Origin of the sequence: Glutamicibacter sp. AOP38-B1-38 (assembly GCF_052377485.1) — a bacterium.
In the GTDB taxonomy this organism is placed as follows: Bacteria; Actinomycetota; Actinomycetes; order Actinomycetales; family Micrococcaceae; genus Glutamicibacter.
On the sequence record NZ_JBQSWU010000006.1, the window covers coordinates 121,365 to 134,730 of the forward strand.

15 protein-coding genes are annotated in these 13,366 nt (G+C 59.4%); 10 read left to right on the top strand and 5 right to left on the bottom strand.

The window, feature by feature from the left end; translation table 11 throughout:
- Positions 1-19: 19 nt before the first annotated feature.
- Together kdgD and ACT3TP_RS05340 are read right to left on the bottom strand one after the other, a co-directional pair.
- Positions 20-958: a 5-dehydro-4-deoxyglucarate dehydratase gene (gene kdgD / locus ACT3TP_RS05335; RefSeq protein ID WP_444619736.1), complete on the bottom strand. Its 939-nt coding sequence runs from the start codon at positions 956-958 to the stop codon at positions 20-22.
- A gap of 141 nt (positions 959-1,099) precedes the next feature.
- Entirely contained in the window at positions 1,100-1,987 is an 888-nt protein-coding gene (locus ACT3TP_RS05340; protein ID WP_096283176.1) for a LysR family transcriptional regulator, read from the bottom strand.
- Between the two features lie 152 nt (positions 1,988-2,139).
- On the opposite strand from ACT3TP_RS05340, the gene ACT3TP_RS05345 reads away from it, so the two are divergent.
- From ACT3TP_RS05345 to ACT3TP_RS05360, 4 genes are read left to right on the top strand one after another with little or no spacing between them, the layout of a single operon-like run.
- Positions 2,140-3,141, top strand: a complete 1,002-nt coding sequence (locus ACT3TP_RS05345; RefSeq protein WP_255248317.1) for a tripartite tricarboxylate transporter substrate binding protein — start codon at positions 2,140-2,142, stop codon at positions 3,139-3,141.
- A gap of 50 nt (positions 3,142-3,191) precedes the next feature.
- A complete protein-coding gene (locus tag ACT3TP_RS05350; protein ID WP_096283174.1) occupies positions 3,192-3,764 on the top strand; it encodes a tripartite tricarboxylate transporter TctB family protein in 573 nt (190 codons plus the stop codon).
- Between the two features lie 23 nt (positions 3,765-3,787).
- Positions 3,788-5,317: a tripartite tricarboxylate transporter permease gene (locus tag ACT3TP_RS05355; RefSeq protein WP_444615709.1), complete on the top strand. Its 1,530-nt coding sequence runs from the start codon at positions 3,788-3,790 to the stop codon at positions 5,315-5,317.
- Positions 5,314-5,712, top strand: a complete 399-nt coding sequence (locus tag ACT3TP_RS05360) for a universal stress protein (RefSeq protein WP_096283172.1) — start codon at positions 5,314-5,316, stop codon at positions 5,710-5,712. The genes ACT3TP_RS05355 and ACT3TP_RS05360 overlap by 4 nt, the downstream gene beginning before the upstream one ends.
- Positions 5,713-5,819: 107 nt before the next feature.
- Here ACT3TP_RS05360 and ACT3TP_RS05365 read toward each other — a convergent pair whose 3' ends face one another.
- The 3 genes from ACT3TP_RS05365 to ACT3TP_RS05375 form a co-directional block, all read right to left on the bottom strand.
- A complete protein-coding gene (locus ACT3TP_RS05365; RefSeq protein ID WP_343252101.1) occupies positions 5,820-6,530 on the bottom strand; it encodes a FadR/GntR family transcriptional regulator in 711 nt (236 codons plus the stop codon).
- A 60-nt stretch (positions 6,531-6,590) separates the two neighbouring features.
- A complete protein-coding gene (locus ACT3TP_RS05370; RefSeq protein WP_444619738.1) occupies positions 6,591-7,724 on the bottom strand; it encodes an L-talarate/galactarate dehydratase in 1,134 nt (377 codons plus the stop codon).
- 199 nt (positions 7,725-7,923) lie between these two features.
- Positions 7,924-8,610, bottom strand: a complete 687-nt coding sequence (locus ACT3TP_RS05375) for an SDR family oxidoreductase (RefSeq protein WP_444619740.1) — start codon at positions 8,608-8,610, stop codon at positions 7,924-7,926.
- 350 nt (positions 8,611-8,960) lie between these two features.
- On the opposite strand from ACT3TP_RS05375, the gene ACT3TP_RS05380 reads away from it, so the two are divergent.
- The 6 genes from ACT3TP_RS05380 to ACT3TP_RS05405 all read left to right on the top strand — a co-directional run bounded on the left by ACT3TP_RS05380 (position 8,961) and on the right by ACT3TP_RS05405 (position 13,283).
- Complete coding sequence (locus ACT3TP_RS05380; RefSeq protein WP_096283168.1) at positions 8,961-9,278, top strand: non-heme iron oxygenase ferredoxin subunit; 318 nt, start codon at positions 8,961-8,963, stop codon at positions 9,276-9,278.
- The gene (locus ACT3TP_RS05385; protein WP_444619742.1) at positions 9,279-10,424 is read left to right on the top strand and encodes an NAD(P)/FAD-dependent oxidoreductase; all 1,146 of its coding nucleotides are present in this window, start codon (positions 9,279-9,281) and stop codon (positions 10,422-10,424) included. It begins immediately after the preceding gene.
- The gene (locus tag ACT3TP_RS05390; protein WP_444615706.1) at positions 10,421-11,677 is read left to right on the top strand and encodes an MFS transporter; all 1,257 of its coding nucleotides are present in this window, start codon (positions 10,421-10,423) and stop codon (positions 11,675-11,677) included. Before ACT3TP_RS05385 ends, ACT3TP_RS05390 begins: the two co-directional genes overlap by 4 nt.
- Before the next feature lie 6 nt (positions 11,678-11,683).
- Entirely contained in the window at positions 11,684-12,193 is a 510-nt protein-coding gene (locus ACT3TP_RS05395) for a DedA family protein (RefSeq protein WP_444619744.1), read from the top strand.
- A gap of 86 nt (positions 12,194-12,279) precedes the next feature.
- Positions 12,280-12,768, top strand: coding sequence for an Lrp/AsnC family transcriptional regulator (locus tag ACT3TP_RS05400; RefSeq protein ID WP_096283164.1), 489 nt, complete (start codon positions 12,280-12,282; stop codon positions 12,766-12,768).
- Positions 12,769-13,043: 275 nt separating this feature from the next.
- Positions 13,044-13,283, top strand: a complete 240-nt coding sequence (locus ACT3TP_RS05405) for a hypothetical protein (protein ID WP_096283163.1) — start codon at positions 13,044-13,046, stop codon at positions 13,281-13,283.
- Positions 13,284-13,366 lie beyond the last annotated feature (83 nt).

The window sequence follows — 13,366 nt, forward strand, 5'->3', positions numbered from 1 at the left end:
GTGATGTACGCGGCTTGGCTTAGTGGGTGGCCTCGGCGGGCACAATGCCTGCCTGCTGGATCAGTGCGCTCAGATCCGCAAGGTCCTGCTCGGTGAGGTTCTGCAGCGGTGGGCGGACCGAACCCGAGTCGCGGCCGATGGCCTTCAACCCGCCCTTGACGATGGAGACACCGTAGCCCTTGACGCGGTCGCGGATATCCAGGTACGGCAATACGAATCGGTTGAGCTTTTCATTGACGGCCACGCGATCCTGGGCGCGCACGTCCTTGTAGAAGTCCAGGGCGAATTCCGGGACGAAGTTGTACATCGCCGAGGAGTAGGTGCTCATGCCCAGCTGCAGCAGTGGCAGCGCAAAAGTCTCGGCGGTGGGCAGGCCGCCGAGGTAGAACAAGCGGTCACCGTTCTTGGCATAGACCTTGGTCAGGTGCTCAATGTCCCCGTTGGCGTCCTTGAAGCCGATGAAGTTCTCGTGGTTCTCTGCCAGTCGGGCCACGGTGTCCGCCGAGTAGACGGCGTTGGCGCGGTTGTACACGATCACGCCGGTTTTGGTTGCGGAGCAGATCGAGGAGACATGCTGGTACAGGCCTTCCTGGTCGCACTCGGTCAGGTATGGAGGCAGCAGCAGCAACCCCTCGGCGCCTGCAGCTTCGGCGTCCTGGGCGTTCTGGATGGCTTGCTTGGTCGAACCGCCGGCCGAGGCGAGCACCGGAACTCGTGAGCCCGCTTCTTCCACAGCCATGCGAACAACCCTGGCCGCTTCCTCTGAGATCAGGGCAAAGCCTTCGCCGGTGCCGCCGGCCGCGAACAGGCCTGCGACCTCGAAGCTCGACTGCCAATCCAGATGGCGGCGGTAGGTTGGCTCGTCGATTTCAAGGTCAGCATCAAACGCGGTGACCGGGAAGGAAAGCAGTCCGTCTTTGAGCTTGTCGGCGAGTTCGGCGGGAGTGTACTGAGCCATGGGGGATGGTCCTTTTCTTGATCCGTCGCAAGGTGCATCGACGGAAGGTGGGTGGATTGAATCCGTTGTCCCCAGCGTATGGAGCAAGCATGATGCCTGTCCAAGCCCATATTTATATTGTTTGATACCCTACGAGCATCATTAGCCGTGGAGTGATCCGCGCACAATCTCCACCAGGCGTTCGAGGGCCGGGTTGCGGGAGGTCTTGCTCCAGATGGCGTGCAATTGCACGGGATCGTCGGTGACCTCTCCTAGCCGCAGGTAGCTGACCCCGTGCACGCCCAGCAGCTTGGCGCTTTCCGGAACAATCGCGATACCGCGCCCGGCGGAGACCAAGGCGATCATGGTGAGGATCTGGCTGACGGTATGGCGCACGTTCTTGTGCTCGACATCCAGCCGGCGGACCACCAGATCGTAGAAGTAGCGCGCCTTGGTCGAAGAGTGCATGATCAATGGTTCTTCGCGGAGGTCATCAAAAATGAGTTCTCGCTGCAGCAGGTCAAGCCGATGCCCCGTAGGCACCGCGGCGAACAGGCCTTCGGAGAAGAGCAAGGTGGATTCGAAGAGCTTCTCGTCAAAGGGCGGCCGGGCGAGCCCCAGGTCCAGATCCCCGTCGAGCAGGGCGCCTACCTGCTCGCTAGTAACCATTTCCACGAGATCCAGATGGACCTCGGGCATTTGTTCGGTGATTTCGGCCAGCAGCGGACCTAAGAGGCTAAAGCCCGATGCGGCGGTAAACCCGATGCGAAGTTCACCGAGCTGGCCCGCTGCAATGCGCCGCGCGTTATCCGGCGCCCGTTCGGCGGCAACCACAAGCCGCCGGGCATCGGCGAGGAATGCGTGGCCGGCAGCGGTGAGTGACACTCGGCGGTTATCTCGTTCGAGCAGCTCAACTCCGACGGATCTTTCCAGTTTTTGAATCTGCCGACTCAGCGGAGGTTGCGTCATATTGAGACGTTCAGCGGCCCGTCCGAAATGCAGCTCTTCTGCTACCGCAACGAAGCTGCGGGCCTGATCCAGAGTGAACACTTGATACCTTTCGGGAATCATTCCATGCATAGTTGACCTTGGACATGCATCATATCCGTTTTCTAGGCTGTACCGGAGACCTAAATGGTGAGCTGACTCACGAGATCGGCTTTATTAGGACTCATACACTCGAAACCATAGGAGATCTTCCCGTGAAAAATCGCATGACCCGACGCACTCTCCTCTCAATCTCCGCAGCCGGCGCGGCTCTGGCTCTGACCGCATGTGGCGGCAACGTGGGCGGCGGCAGCTCTTCATCCGCTGAGTTCCCAAGCGGACCGGTAACGCTCACCGTGGGCCAGGCTCCTGGCGGTTCCACCGACCTGATTGCCCGCGCCGCCGCCGAAGGCATGGCCGAATCACTAGGCGTTGCTATGCCCGTCGTGAATAAGCCCGGTGCCAACGGCGCCTTGGCTACTCAGGAAGTAGCGGCCTTGGATGCCGATGGCCAGAACCTGATCCTGCTCAACGCGTCGCTGATCACCATCACTCCGCTGGCGGTTTCGGAAGAAGAAGCGGTCTCCCTCGACGACTTGGATGTCCTCATGGGGCTTTCCCAGGACGACTATGTGATGGTCGCCAGCACCGACTCGGGCGTGAAGAATCTGGATGATATTAAGAACAGCGACAAGAAGCTCTCCTTCGGCACCACGGGCGTTGGCACCGGTTCGCAGCTGGCCCAGGCGCTGCTCTTGGCACAGGCCGGCATCGAGGGAACCACGGTTCCCTTTGATTCGGGCTCCCCGGCTTTGACAGCAGTTATGGGCGATCAAGTTCAGGTTTCCACAGTTCAGCTCGGCGAAGCCAAGCCGCAGATCGACGCAGGTACCGTCACTCCAATCGTGGTCTTTTCCAAGGAGCGCAACGAATTCCTTCCGGATGTACCAACCGCCATCGAATCAGGTTATGAGGTGCCGGTGTCCCAGTACCGCGCCATCGCGGCACCGAAGGGCCTGGACGATGAGGCGAAGGAAACGCTCGTCGCCTCGATCAAGGACGCAGTGGGCACCGATAGCTACAAGAGTTTCAACGAACAGAACATGCTCTCCCCTCACGAGATTTCGGGCGAAGAGGTTGTCTCCGAATGGAACGAACTGGCTACCAAGTACAAGGATCTGACCGAAGAGCACGGCATCTCGCTGGCAGGTAAGTAGCCAAAAGCTACCGGCCCCAATCCGAAAGTGAGTACCAAAGGATGAAAGTAATGGACGCGAAAAAGGTCGCACAGGATCCAACGGATCTGCCGGCGAACGTCGAAGCAATGCAGCATGCCGATGAAGCAGATGCCCTCACGCCCGAGGAACTTGCGGCGCAGTGGGAAGCGGAAGCTCCGGAGCCGGCTGGACCAATCGCAAACCTGGTTTCCTCCCTGGTGGTTCTCGGACTGAGCCTTGCTGGACTGGGGCTGTCAATCGGGTTGGGGCTGGGCACCCCTGCGGCGCCGGCGGCAGGCATGTGGCCATTTATCATCACACTGATCGCAGCGGTGATGGCAATCGCGCAGATCATTGTCGGACGCTCCGGAGGCAAGGACGGCGAGAAATTCAGCGGTATGAGCTGGTATGCGGTCATCGGTTTCGGAACACTGATTCTGATGGTGGTGCTGATGCCGCTGATCGGCTTTGAAGTTCCGGCACTGCTGTTGTGCTTCGTCTGGATGCGTTGGCTAGGTGGTGAACGCTGGAGGTCGGCCACGATCTACTCGATCTTGATTGTCGCCGCCTTCTACGCGATCTTCATCGCCGCACTCGGCACCACCATTCCCCGACTGTTTTAAGTCGCAAGTAAAGGTATATGCGCATGGAATTCTTCGGACCGGTCCTCGACGGCTTCACCGTCGTCTTGGATCCCACAAACCTTCTCTACTGCCTGCTCGGTGTCGTCGTCGGTATGCTCATCGGCGTGCTGCCGGGCCTCGGCCCCGCCGCGACGATCGCGATTCTGCTGCCGATGACCTATGGCGTCGAGCCGGTCACTGCGATCATTATGCTCGCAGGAATTTTCTACGGTGCCCAGTACGGTGGCACCATCACCTCGGTACTGCTTCGCCTGCCCGGTGAAGCAAGCAGCGTGGTCACCGTCTTCGACGGATATGTCATGGCCAAGCAAGGTCGGGCAGGTACCGCACTGGGAATCGCGGCCATCGGCTCTTTCTTTGGCGCCACGGTCTCTATTATCGGGTTGACCTTCTTGGCCCCTCTGGTTGCAAGCTTTGCCTTGGACTTCGGACCACCGGAATACACCGCGCTGGCAATGCTCGGCATCCTGCTGGTTGCCACAATCTCCGGGGGCACGAAGATCAAGGCGATCATCGCCGCCGCGGTAGGCCTGTTCCTTGCCACCGTAGGCCGTGATGGATTCACCGGTGCCGAACGTTTCACCTTTGGAAACCTGTCGCTGGCCGACGGAATCGATTTCGTACCCATCGCCATGGGACTCTTCGGCGTCGGCGAGATCCTCTACAACCTTGAAGAACGCCACCGTGCAGCCACGGCTCCGATGAAGGTCTCTAATGTCTGGCCCAAGGCCAAAGACATCAAAGAAGCTTCGGGCGCTATTGGCCGCGGTTCGGTGCTCGGGTTCTTCCTGGGAATTCTGCCAGGCGGCGGTGCGACTATCTCTTCGCTTGCCTCCTACGCCATGGAAAAGAAAACCGCGAAGGACCCCTCGCGATTTGGCAAGGGAGCCATTGAAGGAGTTGCGGGCCCTGAAACGGCAAACAACGCCGCGGCGACCAGCTCGTTCATCCCCTTGCTGACCCTGGGCATCCCGGCGAACGCCACCATGGCAATCATCTTCGGTGCCCTGTTAATCCAGGGAATCACCCCTGGCCCGCAGCTGATTAGCAACGACCCCGAACTTTTCTGGGGCGTGGTGAACTCGATGTATATCGGAAATATCCTGCTGCTGATCATGTCCATTCCCCTGATCGGGGTGTTCGTCAGGATCCTGCGCATCCGTGCAGCGATCCTCGCTCCGATTACCGCATTGATCACCCTGCTGGGGGCCTACACGATTCGAAACTCGATGTTCGACGTGCTGCTGGTGGTGCTCTTCGGCGCCCTTGGCTACCTGATGAAGAAGTTCGGTTTTGAACCAGGCCCACTGGTCTTGGCCTTCGTCCTAGGAAGCCTGCTGGAATCCAACCTGCGCCGCTCACTGCTGGTGCTGGAAGGAGATCCCGCGGGGTTCTTCACCCGCCCAATCTCTGCAACGCTGCTGGCTCTGTTCATCTTCGTTGCGGTATGGCCAATGATTAAGTCAGCTATCGACAGGCGCAAAAACGGCTCGCTAGCCGACGCGGCCGCGAAGGAAAAGGAAAACGCATGAGTATCATCGTCGGATACGTCCCCAGCAATGTCGGAGAGGCCGCGGTAGCCGCGGCAATCAAAGAATCGAAGTTGCGCCAGGAGGAGTTGCTGATCGTAAATTCCTCGCGCGAAGGTTCTTTGGTGGACAAGAACACCGCATCATCAGAAGATCTGGACAGAGTCCTGGAAGCCGCTACACAGGCGGGCATCGATGCTCGGGTACTCGAATCGACATACCGTGATGATCTCACCGAAGAGTTCCTGGGATTGGCAGATGAGCACCAAGTGTCGCTCATTGTCATTGGGCTTCGCCAGCGCTCGCAGGTGGGGAAGTTCATCATGGGTTCCCAAGCGCAACGCATCTTGCTCCAGGCCCAGCACCCGGTGCTAGCGGTGAAGGTAGAACAAGCGTAGCAAGCGCTTCTCCGCAGATAATTCAAGGCCGTAGCTACCCTGGAATATCCGGGGTAGCTACGGCCTTGATGCTGTCGCAGTGAGCACCTGTGCTGCCTAAATGCCAGTTAGTTGCCCTCGGGAATGCCAGATTCAAGGTCCAATCGGTGCAAGGAGTTCGCGAGGTGCAAGCGCATGGCGGCGCTGGCAGACAATTGGTTTCCCGAGGCAATGGCAGCTCGGATGGCTTCGTGTTCCTCGGCTACGCGTTCCAGGCGCGGGGCAAGCTTGCCATCAGGGATCTCGAACCGCTGACGCGGCATGGCGATCATTGCCGGTCCGAAGAGCTCTACGGCTTGCACGAAGTATGGGTTCGCGCTGGCGCGAGAGACCGCCAGATGGAATTCATAGTCACAGCTCATGGCTTGGGCAGCGTTGGGGCCGGCGGCGCGGAAAGCGGCCAGTGCCGAGTCCATGTCGGTGAGATTCGCTGAGGCAGACCGGCTTGCGGCACGAGCCGCCGCCTCGGATTCAATGCCCATGCGGAACTCGATCAGCTGACGGCGTTCGGCCAGGGTGCGCGGTACACGCGCCTGCGTCGAGGCATCCTCTGCCGGGGGAGTCAACGCGAAGCTGCCTGCGCCCCGGCGAGTATGCACCAGTCCCTCGGCCTGCAGCCGGGTGATGGCTTCTCGGACCACTGTGCGCGAGACCCCGTGGTCGGCAATGAGCGTATTCTCGCTGGGAAGCTTGTCGCCGGGGGCGATTGCCCCAGAACTTATCCGCTCACGAAGGTGTTCGACCAGCGTGGTGGTCAGATTCGGTTTCATGCTCTCCATAGTTCAACAATAAGCGCCGGGACACCTCAACGAGGTGTCCCGGCGCTTATTAATGCTCCCTTAGGCCCGGCCGAACTCAACCGATTCGGTGGTCCAGGCGCGTGCCTGATCGCTGAAGCTGAATCCCAGACCTGGTCGATCTGGCACGATCATGCGGCCATCCTTGGTTTCCAGGCGTTCATTGAACAGCGGATCCAACCAGTCGAAATGCTCCACCCAGGGTTCGCGTGGGTAGACGGCGGCTAGATGCAGATGGATTTCCATGGCGAAGTGCGGTGCCAGATCCAGTCCTGCCTGATCGGCTAGCGTCGCCAGACGCAGGAACTGGGTGATGCCGCCGACGCGTGGAGCGTCGGGCTGAATGATGTCGCACGCACGGGCGGAGATCAGCCGCTCGTGTTCGGCGACCGAGGCAAGCATCTCGCCGGTGGCGATGGGGGTATCCAGGGCAGCGGTCAACGCCGCATGGCCCTCGGCATCGTAGGCGTCCAATGGCTCTTCGATCCATACCAGGTCGAACTCTTCGAGCTTGCGGCCCATGCGCAAGGCGGTAGCGCGGTCCCACTGCTGATTTGCATCCACCATCAGCGGGAAGTCCGCCCCGATGTGCTCGCGCACGGCGGCGACGCGGCGCAGGTCTTCGGCGCTGTCGGGCAGGCCGACCTTGATCTTGATGCCGCCGATGCCCTCGGCAATGGATTGGGTCGCGCGGTCCTTGACCTCTTCGATACTGGCGTTCAGGAATCCGCCGGAGGTGTTGTAGGTGCGAACCGAATCGCGGTGGGAGCCAAGGAACTTGGCCAAGGGAAGCCCCGCGCGCTTGGACTTCAGGTCGTAGAGCGCAATGTCCAAGGCGGCTAGTGCCTGGGTGGCCACCCCCGAACGTCCCACCGAGGCACCGGCCCACAGCAGCTTGGTATAGAGCTTGGCGATGTCGTTGGGGTCCTCGCCGATCATTGTCTGCGCGACTTCCTTGGCGTGTGCGTACTGCGCGGGGCCTCCGGCTCGCTTGGAGTAGGAGAAGCCAAGGCCCTGGTGGCCCTGTTCGGTGGTGATTTCCGCGAAGAGGAAGACCACTTCGGTCATCGGCTTCTGGCGTCCGGTGAACACCTTGGCATCCGAGATCGGCGTGGCTAGGGGGAGCCGTGCGGTGGAGAGTTTGACGTGGCGAATGGCATCGGGTGTGTAGCTCATGGGGTTTCGAACTCCTGCAGTGGATGTGCCCTGTGCGGGCCCTTCATGCAACTTATGCTACAAGTTCAAAACTTATAACACAAGTAGTTTATCGGGGAATCCGAAACCGATTCTCACGGCACATCGAATCGCCTTCGCCGTGGTTAATGTGAAAGACCGCCCGGAAAATCCGAGCGGTCTTTCGTGTGGGAGGCCTGAACTAGCTGATGGCCTCGGGGATGGGGGTCGAGCCGTCGTAGAAATTAACTGTTCCGCGAGTCGCCGCGTCCGTAGCCAGCACGTGTGTGATGACCTCGGCGACGTTCTCACGCGAGGTGCTGGCTTGGTCATCTTGCGCGGCTTGACCCTGAATCTTGCCTTCTGCATCGGCCAAGACGATCTGCCCGGTTGCCGGATCGAGGGTCAACACGCCCGGGCCGAGGATCGTGTAGTCCAGATCGGTGCCGCGCAGGTACTCATCCGCGTCATGCTTGGCCTTCGCGTAGCCAAAGAATGAATTTTCCGGATCGAGGGTGTCCACGTCCACCGCGGCGCGTGAGTACGAAACCATCACAAAGCGCTTCACCCCGGCTTGCTGTGCCGCTTGCATGGTGCGCACGGCTGCCTGGTAATCCACCGCGAGCGTGCGTTCGGGATTGCCGCCGCCGGCACCGGCGGAGAAAACTACGGCCTTGGCGCCGGCAAACTGCCGGGCAAGGGTGTCCACGTCCGCTTGCTCAATGTCGAGCACGACCGGAGTCGCGCCAAGCGCGGTGATTTCTTCTGCATGGTCCGGATTGCGGATCACGGACTCGACGTCCATTCCCTGACGTGCGAGTTTGGGGGCCGCGAGAAGTGCGATCTTCCCGTGTCCGCCAATAATGACTACTCGATTTGTTTCGGCCATATTCTGCTCATTTCTCCTCGGTTGTCCTCTTTGGCACAACACCAAGTAGTGGCGCGATATTCCATACCCCGGTCTTCAGCTGCTGGCTTTGTGTCCTCGGCCGCTGGAGAGCATGTGGCCGAAAGCCATTTCCCGTGGCTGATCCCTCCGAAGCGGGACTAATTCCTGCAGGTTAAACCGGCACTTGATGCACCTAGCTGGCGGCCTTGCCGGCGCTGCATTACACGGCCTCCAGCAAGCCAGCGCGTAGCAGGCCAGATTGCGTTGCCTCATAGTGGCCTGCCAGATAGGCGAGTGGCGGGCGAAAGTGACAAGATGGTTCCAGACGTGTTCAACAACAAGGAGTCATCGTGAGCTACCAAGTCGGTCCCGCAGAACAGATTGCCAGAGGAGACGCATTGCTGGTCCCCGCCAGTGACAGCGGCGCCAGCGAAGACATTGCGATTTTCCATGCAGCAGACGGCAATTTTTATGCGTTGCAGGACGAATGCCCCCATGAGATCGCTTCGCTCTCCGACGGCTGGGTCGAAGGGTGCGAGGTTGAATGCCCCTTGCACGCATCCACCTTCGATTTGAAGAGCGGAAAGGTGCAGTGCCTTCCCGCCACCGATGACGCGCGCACCTACAAGGTTGCGGTAGTTGACGGGAATTTGGAGCTAGATATCTAAATGCCGTCAGTTCATATTGTCGGCGGTGGCGTTGCCGGATTTACCCTTGCGCGCGAATTGGTCAACAAGGGATATTCCGGAAGCATCAAGATCAGTGACCCCGAGGGGCTTCCCTATGACCGGCCACCGCTAAGCAAGTCGCTGCAGCGTGAGCACTTCGTTCCGCTTGCTTGGTTCGAGGAACATGGTGTGGGCCTGGTCCAGGAATCGGTCACCGAACTGAGCCTACCCACGGAGCCGGACGATTGGGTGGTGCTCGCCACGGGCACCACTCCCAACAAACTTCAGGTGCCAGGCGCAGAATACGCGCGCAGCCTGCACACCGGAGACGACGCCGCTTACCTGTCGTCGATGCTGGAAGATGGAATGTTCGGCCAAAGAGTCCTCGTCATCGGCGCCGGGCTGGTCGGTGCGGAGTTCGCCGCCACCGCAAAAATGCTCGGTGCGCAGGTGACCCTCGTGTCCAGCTCTTCGGCGCCACTGTCCAAAGTCTTGGGCACAGACATGGCAACGGCGTTGCATGCCGAGCATTCCCGCCGAGGGATTACCTCGATGACCGGTGCGGTGACCGAGCTCGGTCCGACGCACGCGATGGTTTCCGGTCGGCGGATCGACGCAGAAGTCATCGTTGCAGCAATCGGTGTCACCGCCGAAACCACGCTCGCAGCAGAGCTGGGGCTGGAAATCAACGACGGGATTCTCGTCGATGAATCCCAGCGTGCCACCGGTCAGCGGCAAGTCCTTGCCATCGGGGACGCCGCGCGCATGGTTCAGCGGCCACGCGCGGTGCACTGGGAAGCAGCCATGGAAGACGCAGCCATCGCTGCCGCAACCATCATGGGCACCGAAGCAACCGCACACTCGGTTCCCTGGTTCTGGTCTGACCGCCACGACAGCCACGTCGAAACGGTGGGGGACTTCGGCAAGGCAAGTCGAACCATCTCGCGGTTGAACCGGAGAGGCCAGCTGCAAGTACTCTTTGGTTTGGACGAGTCTGGAAGCCTGATCGCCGCATCAATGGTCGATGGCGGGCTGATGTCCAAGGCAGTTAAACGACTTATCGCCCGAGGCGTCACCCCGAGCATTGAAGAACTACGAGACCCACTGGTCGGTCCTCGCGACCTTGGACGGCAGGACCGAGCATGATCACAGAACGTAATTCGCAGTTGCCCGAAGCTCTTCGCGTTCCGACGAAGCGCGTAGGAGCCGGCTGGATAGCGGCGGTCGTCATTGTCCATATCGGCATCAATGTCGGCTTCTTCGCGCCGATTCAGGTGCTGCTCGGCCTGCACGCCGAACAGCTGGACGCCAGCCAGAAAAACGCCATTCTTTCGCTGGTCACCGGCGTGGGCGCCGCGGTATCGCTGGTTGCCAACCCGTTATTCGGTGCTTTGAGTGACCGGAGTACCTCGAAGTTTGGTCGACGCGTCCCGTGGGTGATGTGTGGAACCGTCTTTGCCGCGCTGGCATTGCTCTTGATGTCCACCGCGCAGACGGTGACCGTGCTGGTGATCGGCTGGGCGTTGATGCAGGCCGCCGGCAACGCGGCACTGGCCGCGATCTTCGCGGCCATCCCGGATAAGGTGCCGGTGGAACAGCGTGGACTGGTCGGTGGACTGGTAGCACTGGGCCAGACCTGCGGTTCGCTTATTGGCGCGGTCATCGGCATGGTGGCCGCCTCGAACCTGGTTTTCGGCTATGCCATGGTCGCTACCGCGGTGGCGATCTGCGCCATCCCGTTCGTATTAATGCGCCAGGACGTGCCATTGCCCAAGGGCACGCTGGAACCGTTGAAACTCTTGGAATTCATCAAAAGCTTCTGGATCAATCCGGTGCGGTACACCGATTTCGGGTGGGCTTGGCTGACTCGATTCCTGCTGTATCTGGGCAGCCAACTGTGTTTGGTCTACCTGCTTTTCTTCCTGCAAGACGAACTGCATCATCCGGAGCCGGCTACCGGGGTGCTGGTGCTGACCGCCATCTACGCCTTCTGCGTAATCTTCTCCTCGGTGATCTCCGGACGGTTGTCAGATCGGGATGGGAAGCGCAAGAAGTATGTAATCATTTCCTCGGTCATCGTGGCCATTGCTGCCCTCACGCTGGCTTTCGCCTCGTCCTTCGGCACAGCAATCATTGCCGCGGTACTGCTGGGCATTGGTTTCGGAGCCTACCTGGCGGTGGATTTTGCCCTGCTGACCCAAGTGCTTCCGCATGAAGACTCGCGGGGCAAGGATCTGGGCATGATCAATATTGCGAACTCCCTGCCTCAGGTCGTAGCCCCGCTTGTCGCTTGGCTGTCGGTGACTTGGTTCGGCGGGTATTCAACCTTGTTCATCTGCTCCGCGGTGATCAGCCTCGTTGGTGCCGTACTGGTCACGAAGATTAAAAGTGTTCCGTAGTGGTAAATGACAATTGATTGGCTGGTGCATGACGCACCTTTCCTGGTGACCTTCACTTTCTTCTTTTGCACAGCGTTGCTTCGCGGCAACGCGACCTATTGGGTAGGCCGCGCAGTGGCACGCGGAGTGGAAAATACCCGGTATCAAAGAATCATGCACGGAATTATGTACCGGCGTGCCCAAAGATTCATTGCCCGGTGGGGAATGCTTGCGGTTCCATTGTGCTTCCTCACCGTCGGAATTCAGTCTGCGGTCAATGCCTCGGCCGGGGCTAGCCGGATGCCACTACGGCGCTACCTGCCTGCGGTGACAGTAGGAGCGCTGGCCTGGGCCTTGATCTATTCGACCATTGGCATGGCGGTGTTCTACGCCTGGCTCTTGCTGGATTGGCCGTTTATTGTTGCTGCACTATTGGTCATCGCGGTGATCGTGTATTTTTTCCTCCGCTACCACAAGCGCAATTCGGAACGGATTAGAGATGCCGCTTGCGATGATACCATGCCTGATCAAGCATGAACTCACTATGATGTTGTTCTAGAGAATGCAAAGACGTCCAAGACAGCAAGGCCCGCAAATTTGGTAGTGAAAGCTGGTGCAAATAGATGCTCAATACCCCCGCGTCTGGCGAAAAAAGAACTGCCCAGCTCGATGAGCTAGACCGGCGGTTGTTGGCGCTGCTCTCGGAGAATTCGAGGAGAACCAACAACTCGTTGGCCGAGGAATTGGGAATCGCGGCATCCACCTGCTTGGCTCGACTCAATGCGCTACGCGACTCCGGAGTCATCTCCCGATTCACCATCGAGGTCGACCCGCAAGTACTTGGTCGGGAGCTCGAGGCGCTGATCTTCGTCAAAATACGCCCGGGTGCACGTCACCTCATGTCCAGCTTCGCTTCGGACATGCGCGCTAAGCCCGGAGTCCGCCAGCTGTTCTTCCTCGGCGGCGCCGACGACTTCGTCCTGCACGTTGCGGTCCGAAACTCTTCAGATGTGCGGCAGTTCGTCTTGGACAACCTGTCGGCAAATCCCGCGGTGGCCACCACCCAAACTTCTCTTGTCTTTGAACACAGCCACGGTACCGACGAATATTAGCGAACGGTTGCAACCAGGTTGGTACCCCGCGACGATACTGACGCGTGGAAAAGTGCGTATCGCCAGCTGTAGAACACAACAGAAGCGAAGCCATCCCACGAGCGCAGACTGATTCGTACTTCCTGACTATTATGTTTTGCATCGTTCGAATAAAAATGCTAAAATAATCGTTCACTTCTTAGGTGAGATGTGTTGAAGTCGCGAACGATCGCTGACGACACCTCAAATGAGGTGGGCCGCATCCGCAATTGAGTTTTGAGGAGGCCGAGAACTTAATGGGTATTGAGGTAACTGTACTGACCGCATTAGTCACACTTACGGTGCTTGCTGGTGCCAGTATCTATCTGGTCGCGAAATATAGGCGAACTCACGCGGCAAAGATTCGCGAGTCGCTGATTCGGCAGGCAAATAAGCATGGCGTCGCATCCCCGGAGAGCCTGGCGAATCAGGAGCTCATGGCACGCATTCACGAGGCCAAGCGCGACCGCAAGCAAGCGCAGATGAAGACCGCCTAGCGAGTCTGCGGAATCTGCGCTAAGCGATGGCGGTGAGAGGAACTTTTCGAGTTCGCTCACCGTCATCATTAATTTTCCCACTA

Coding starts and splice junctions, on each gene's coding strand:
- ACT3TP_RS05350 (WP_096283174.1), top strand. CDS start 3,192: ATGGACGCGAAAAAGGTCGCACAGGATCCAACGGATCTGCCGGCGAAC.
- ACT3TP_RS05370 (WP_444619738.1), bottom strand. CDS start 7,724: ATGAGCTACACACCCGATGCCATTCGCCACGTCAAACTCTCCACCGCA.
- ACT3TP_RS05400 (WP_096283164.1), top strand. CDS start 12,280: ATGCTCAATACCCCCGCGTCTGGCGAAAAAAGAACTGCCCAGCTCGAT.
- ACT3TP_RS05360 (WP_096283172.1), top strand. CDS start 5,314: ATGAGTATCATCGTCGGATACGTCCCCAGCAATGTCGGAGAGGCCGCG.
- ACT3TP_RS05395 (WP_444619744.1), top strand. CDS start 11,684: ATGACAATTGATTGGCTGGTGCATGACGCACCTTTCCTGGTGACCTTC.
- ACT3TP_RS05365 (WP_343252101.1), bottom strand. CDS start 6,530: ATGGAGAGCATGAAACCGAATCTGACCACCACGCTGGTCGAACACCTT.
- ACT3TP_RS05355 (WP_444615709.1), top strand. CDS start 3,788: ATGGAATTCTTCGGACCGGTCCTCGACGGCTTCACCGTCGTCTTGGAT.
- ACT3TP_RS05385 (WP_444619742.1), top strand. CDS start 9,279: ATGCCGTCAGTTCATATTGTCGGCGGTGGCGTTGCCGGATTTACCCTT.
- kdgD (WP_444619736.1), bottom strand. CDS start 958: ATGGCTCAGTACACTCCCGCCGAACTCGCCGACAAGCTCAAAGACGGA.
- ACT3TP_RS05390 (WP_444615706.1), top strand. CDS start 10,421: ATGATCACAGAACGTAATTCGCAGTTGCCCGAAGCTCTTCGCGTTCCG.
- ACT3TP_RS05375 (WP_444619740.1), bottom strand. CDS start 8,610: ATGGCCGAAACAAATCGAGTAGTCATTATTGGCGGACACGGGAAGATC.
- ACT3TP_RS05405 (WP_096283163.1), top strand. CDS start 13,044: ATGGGTATTGAGGTAACTGTACTGACCGCATTAGTCACACTTACGGTG.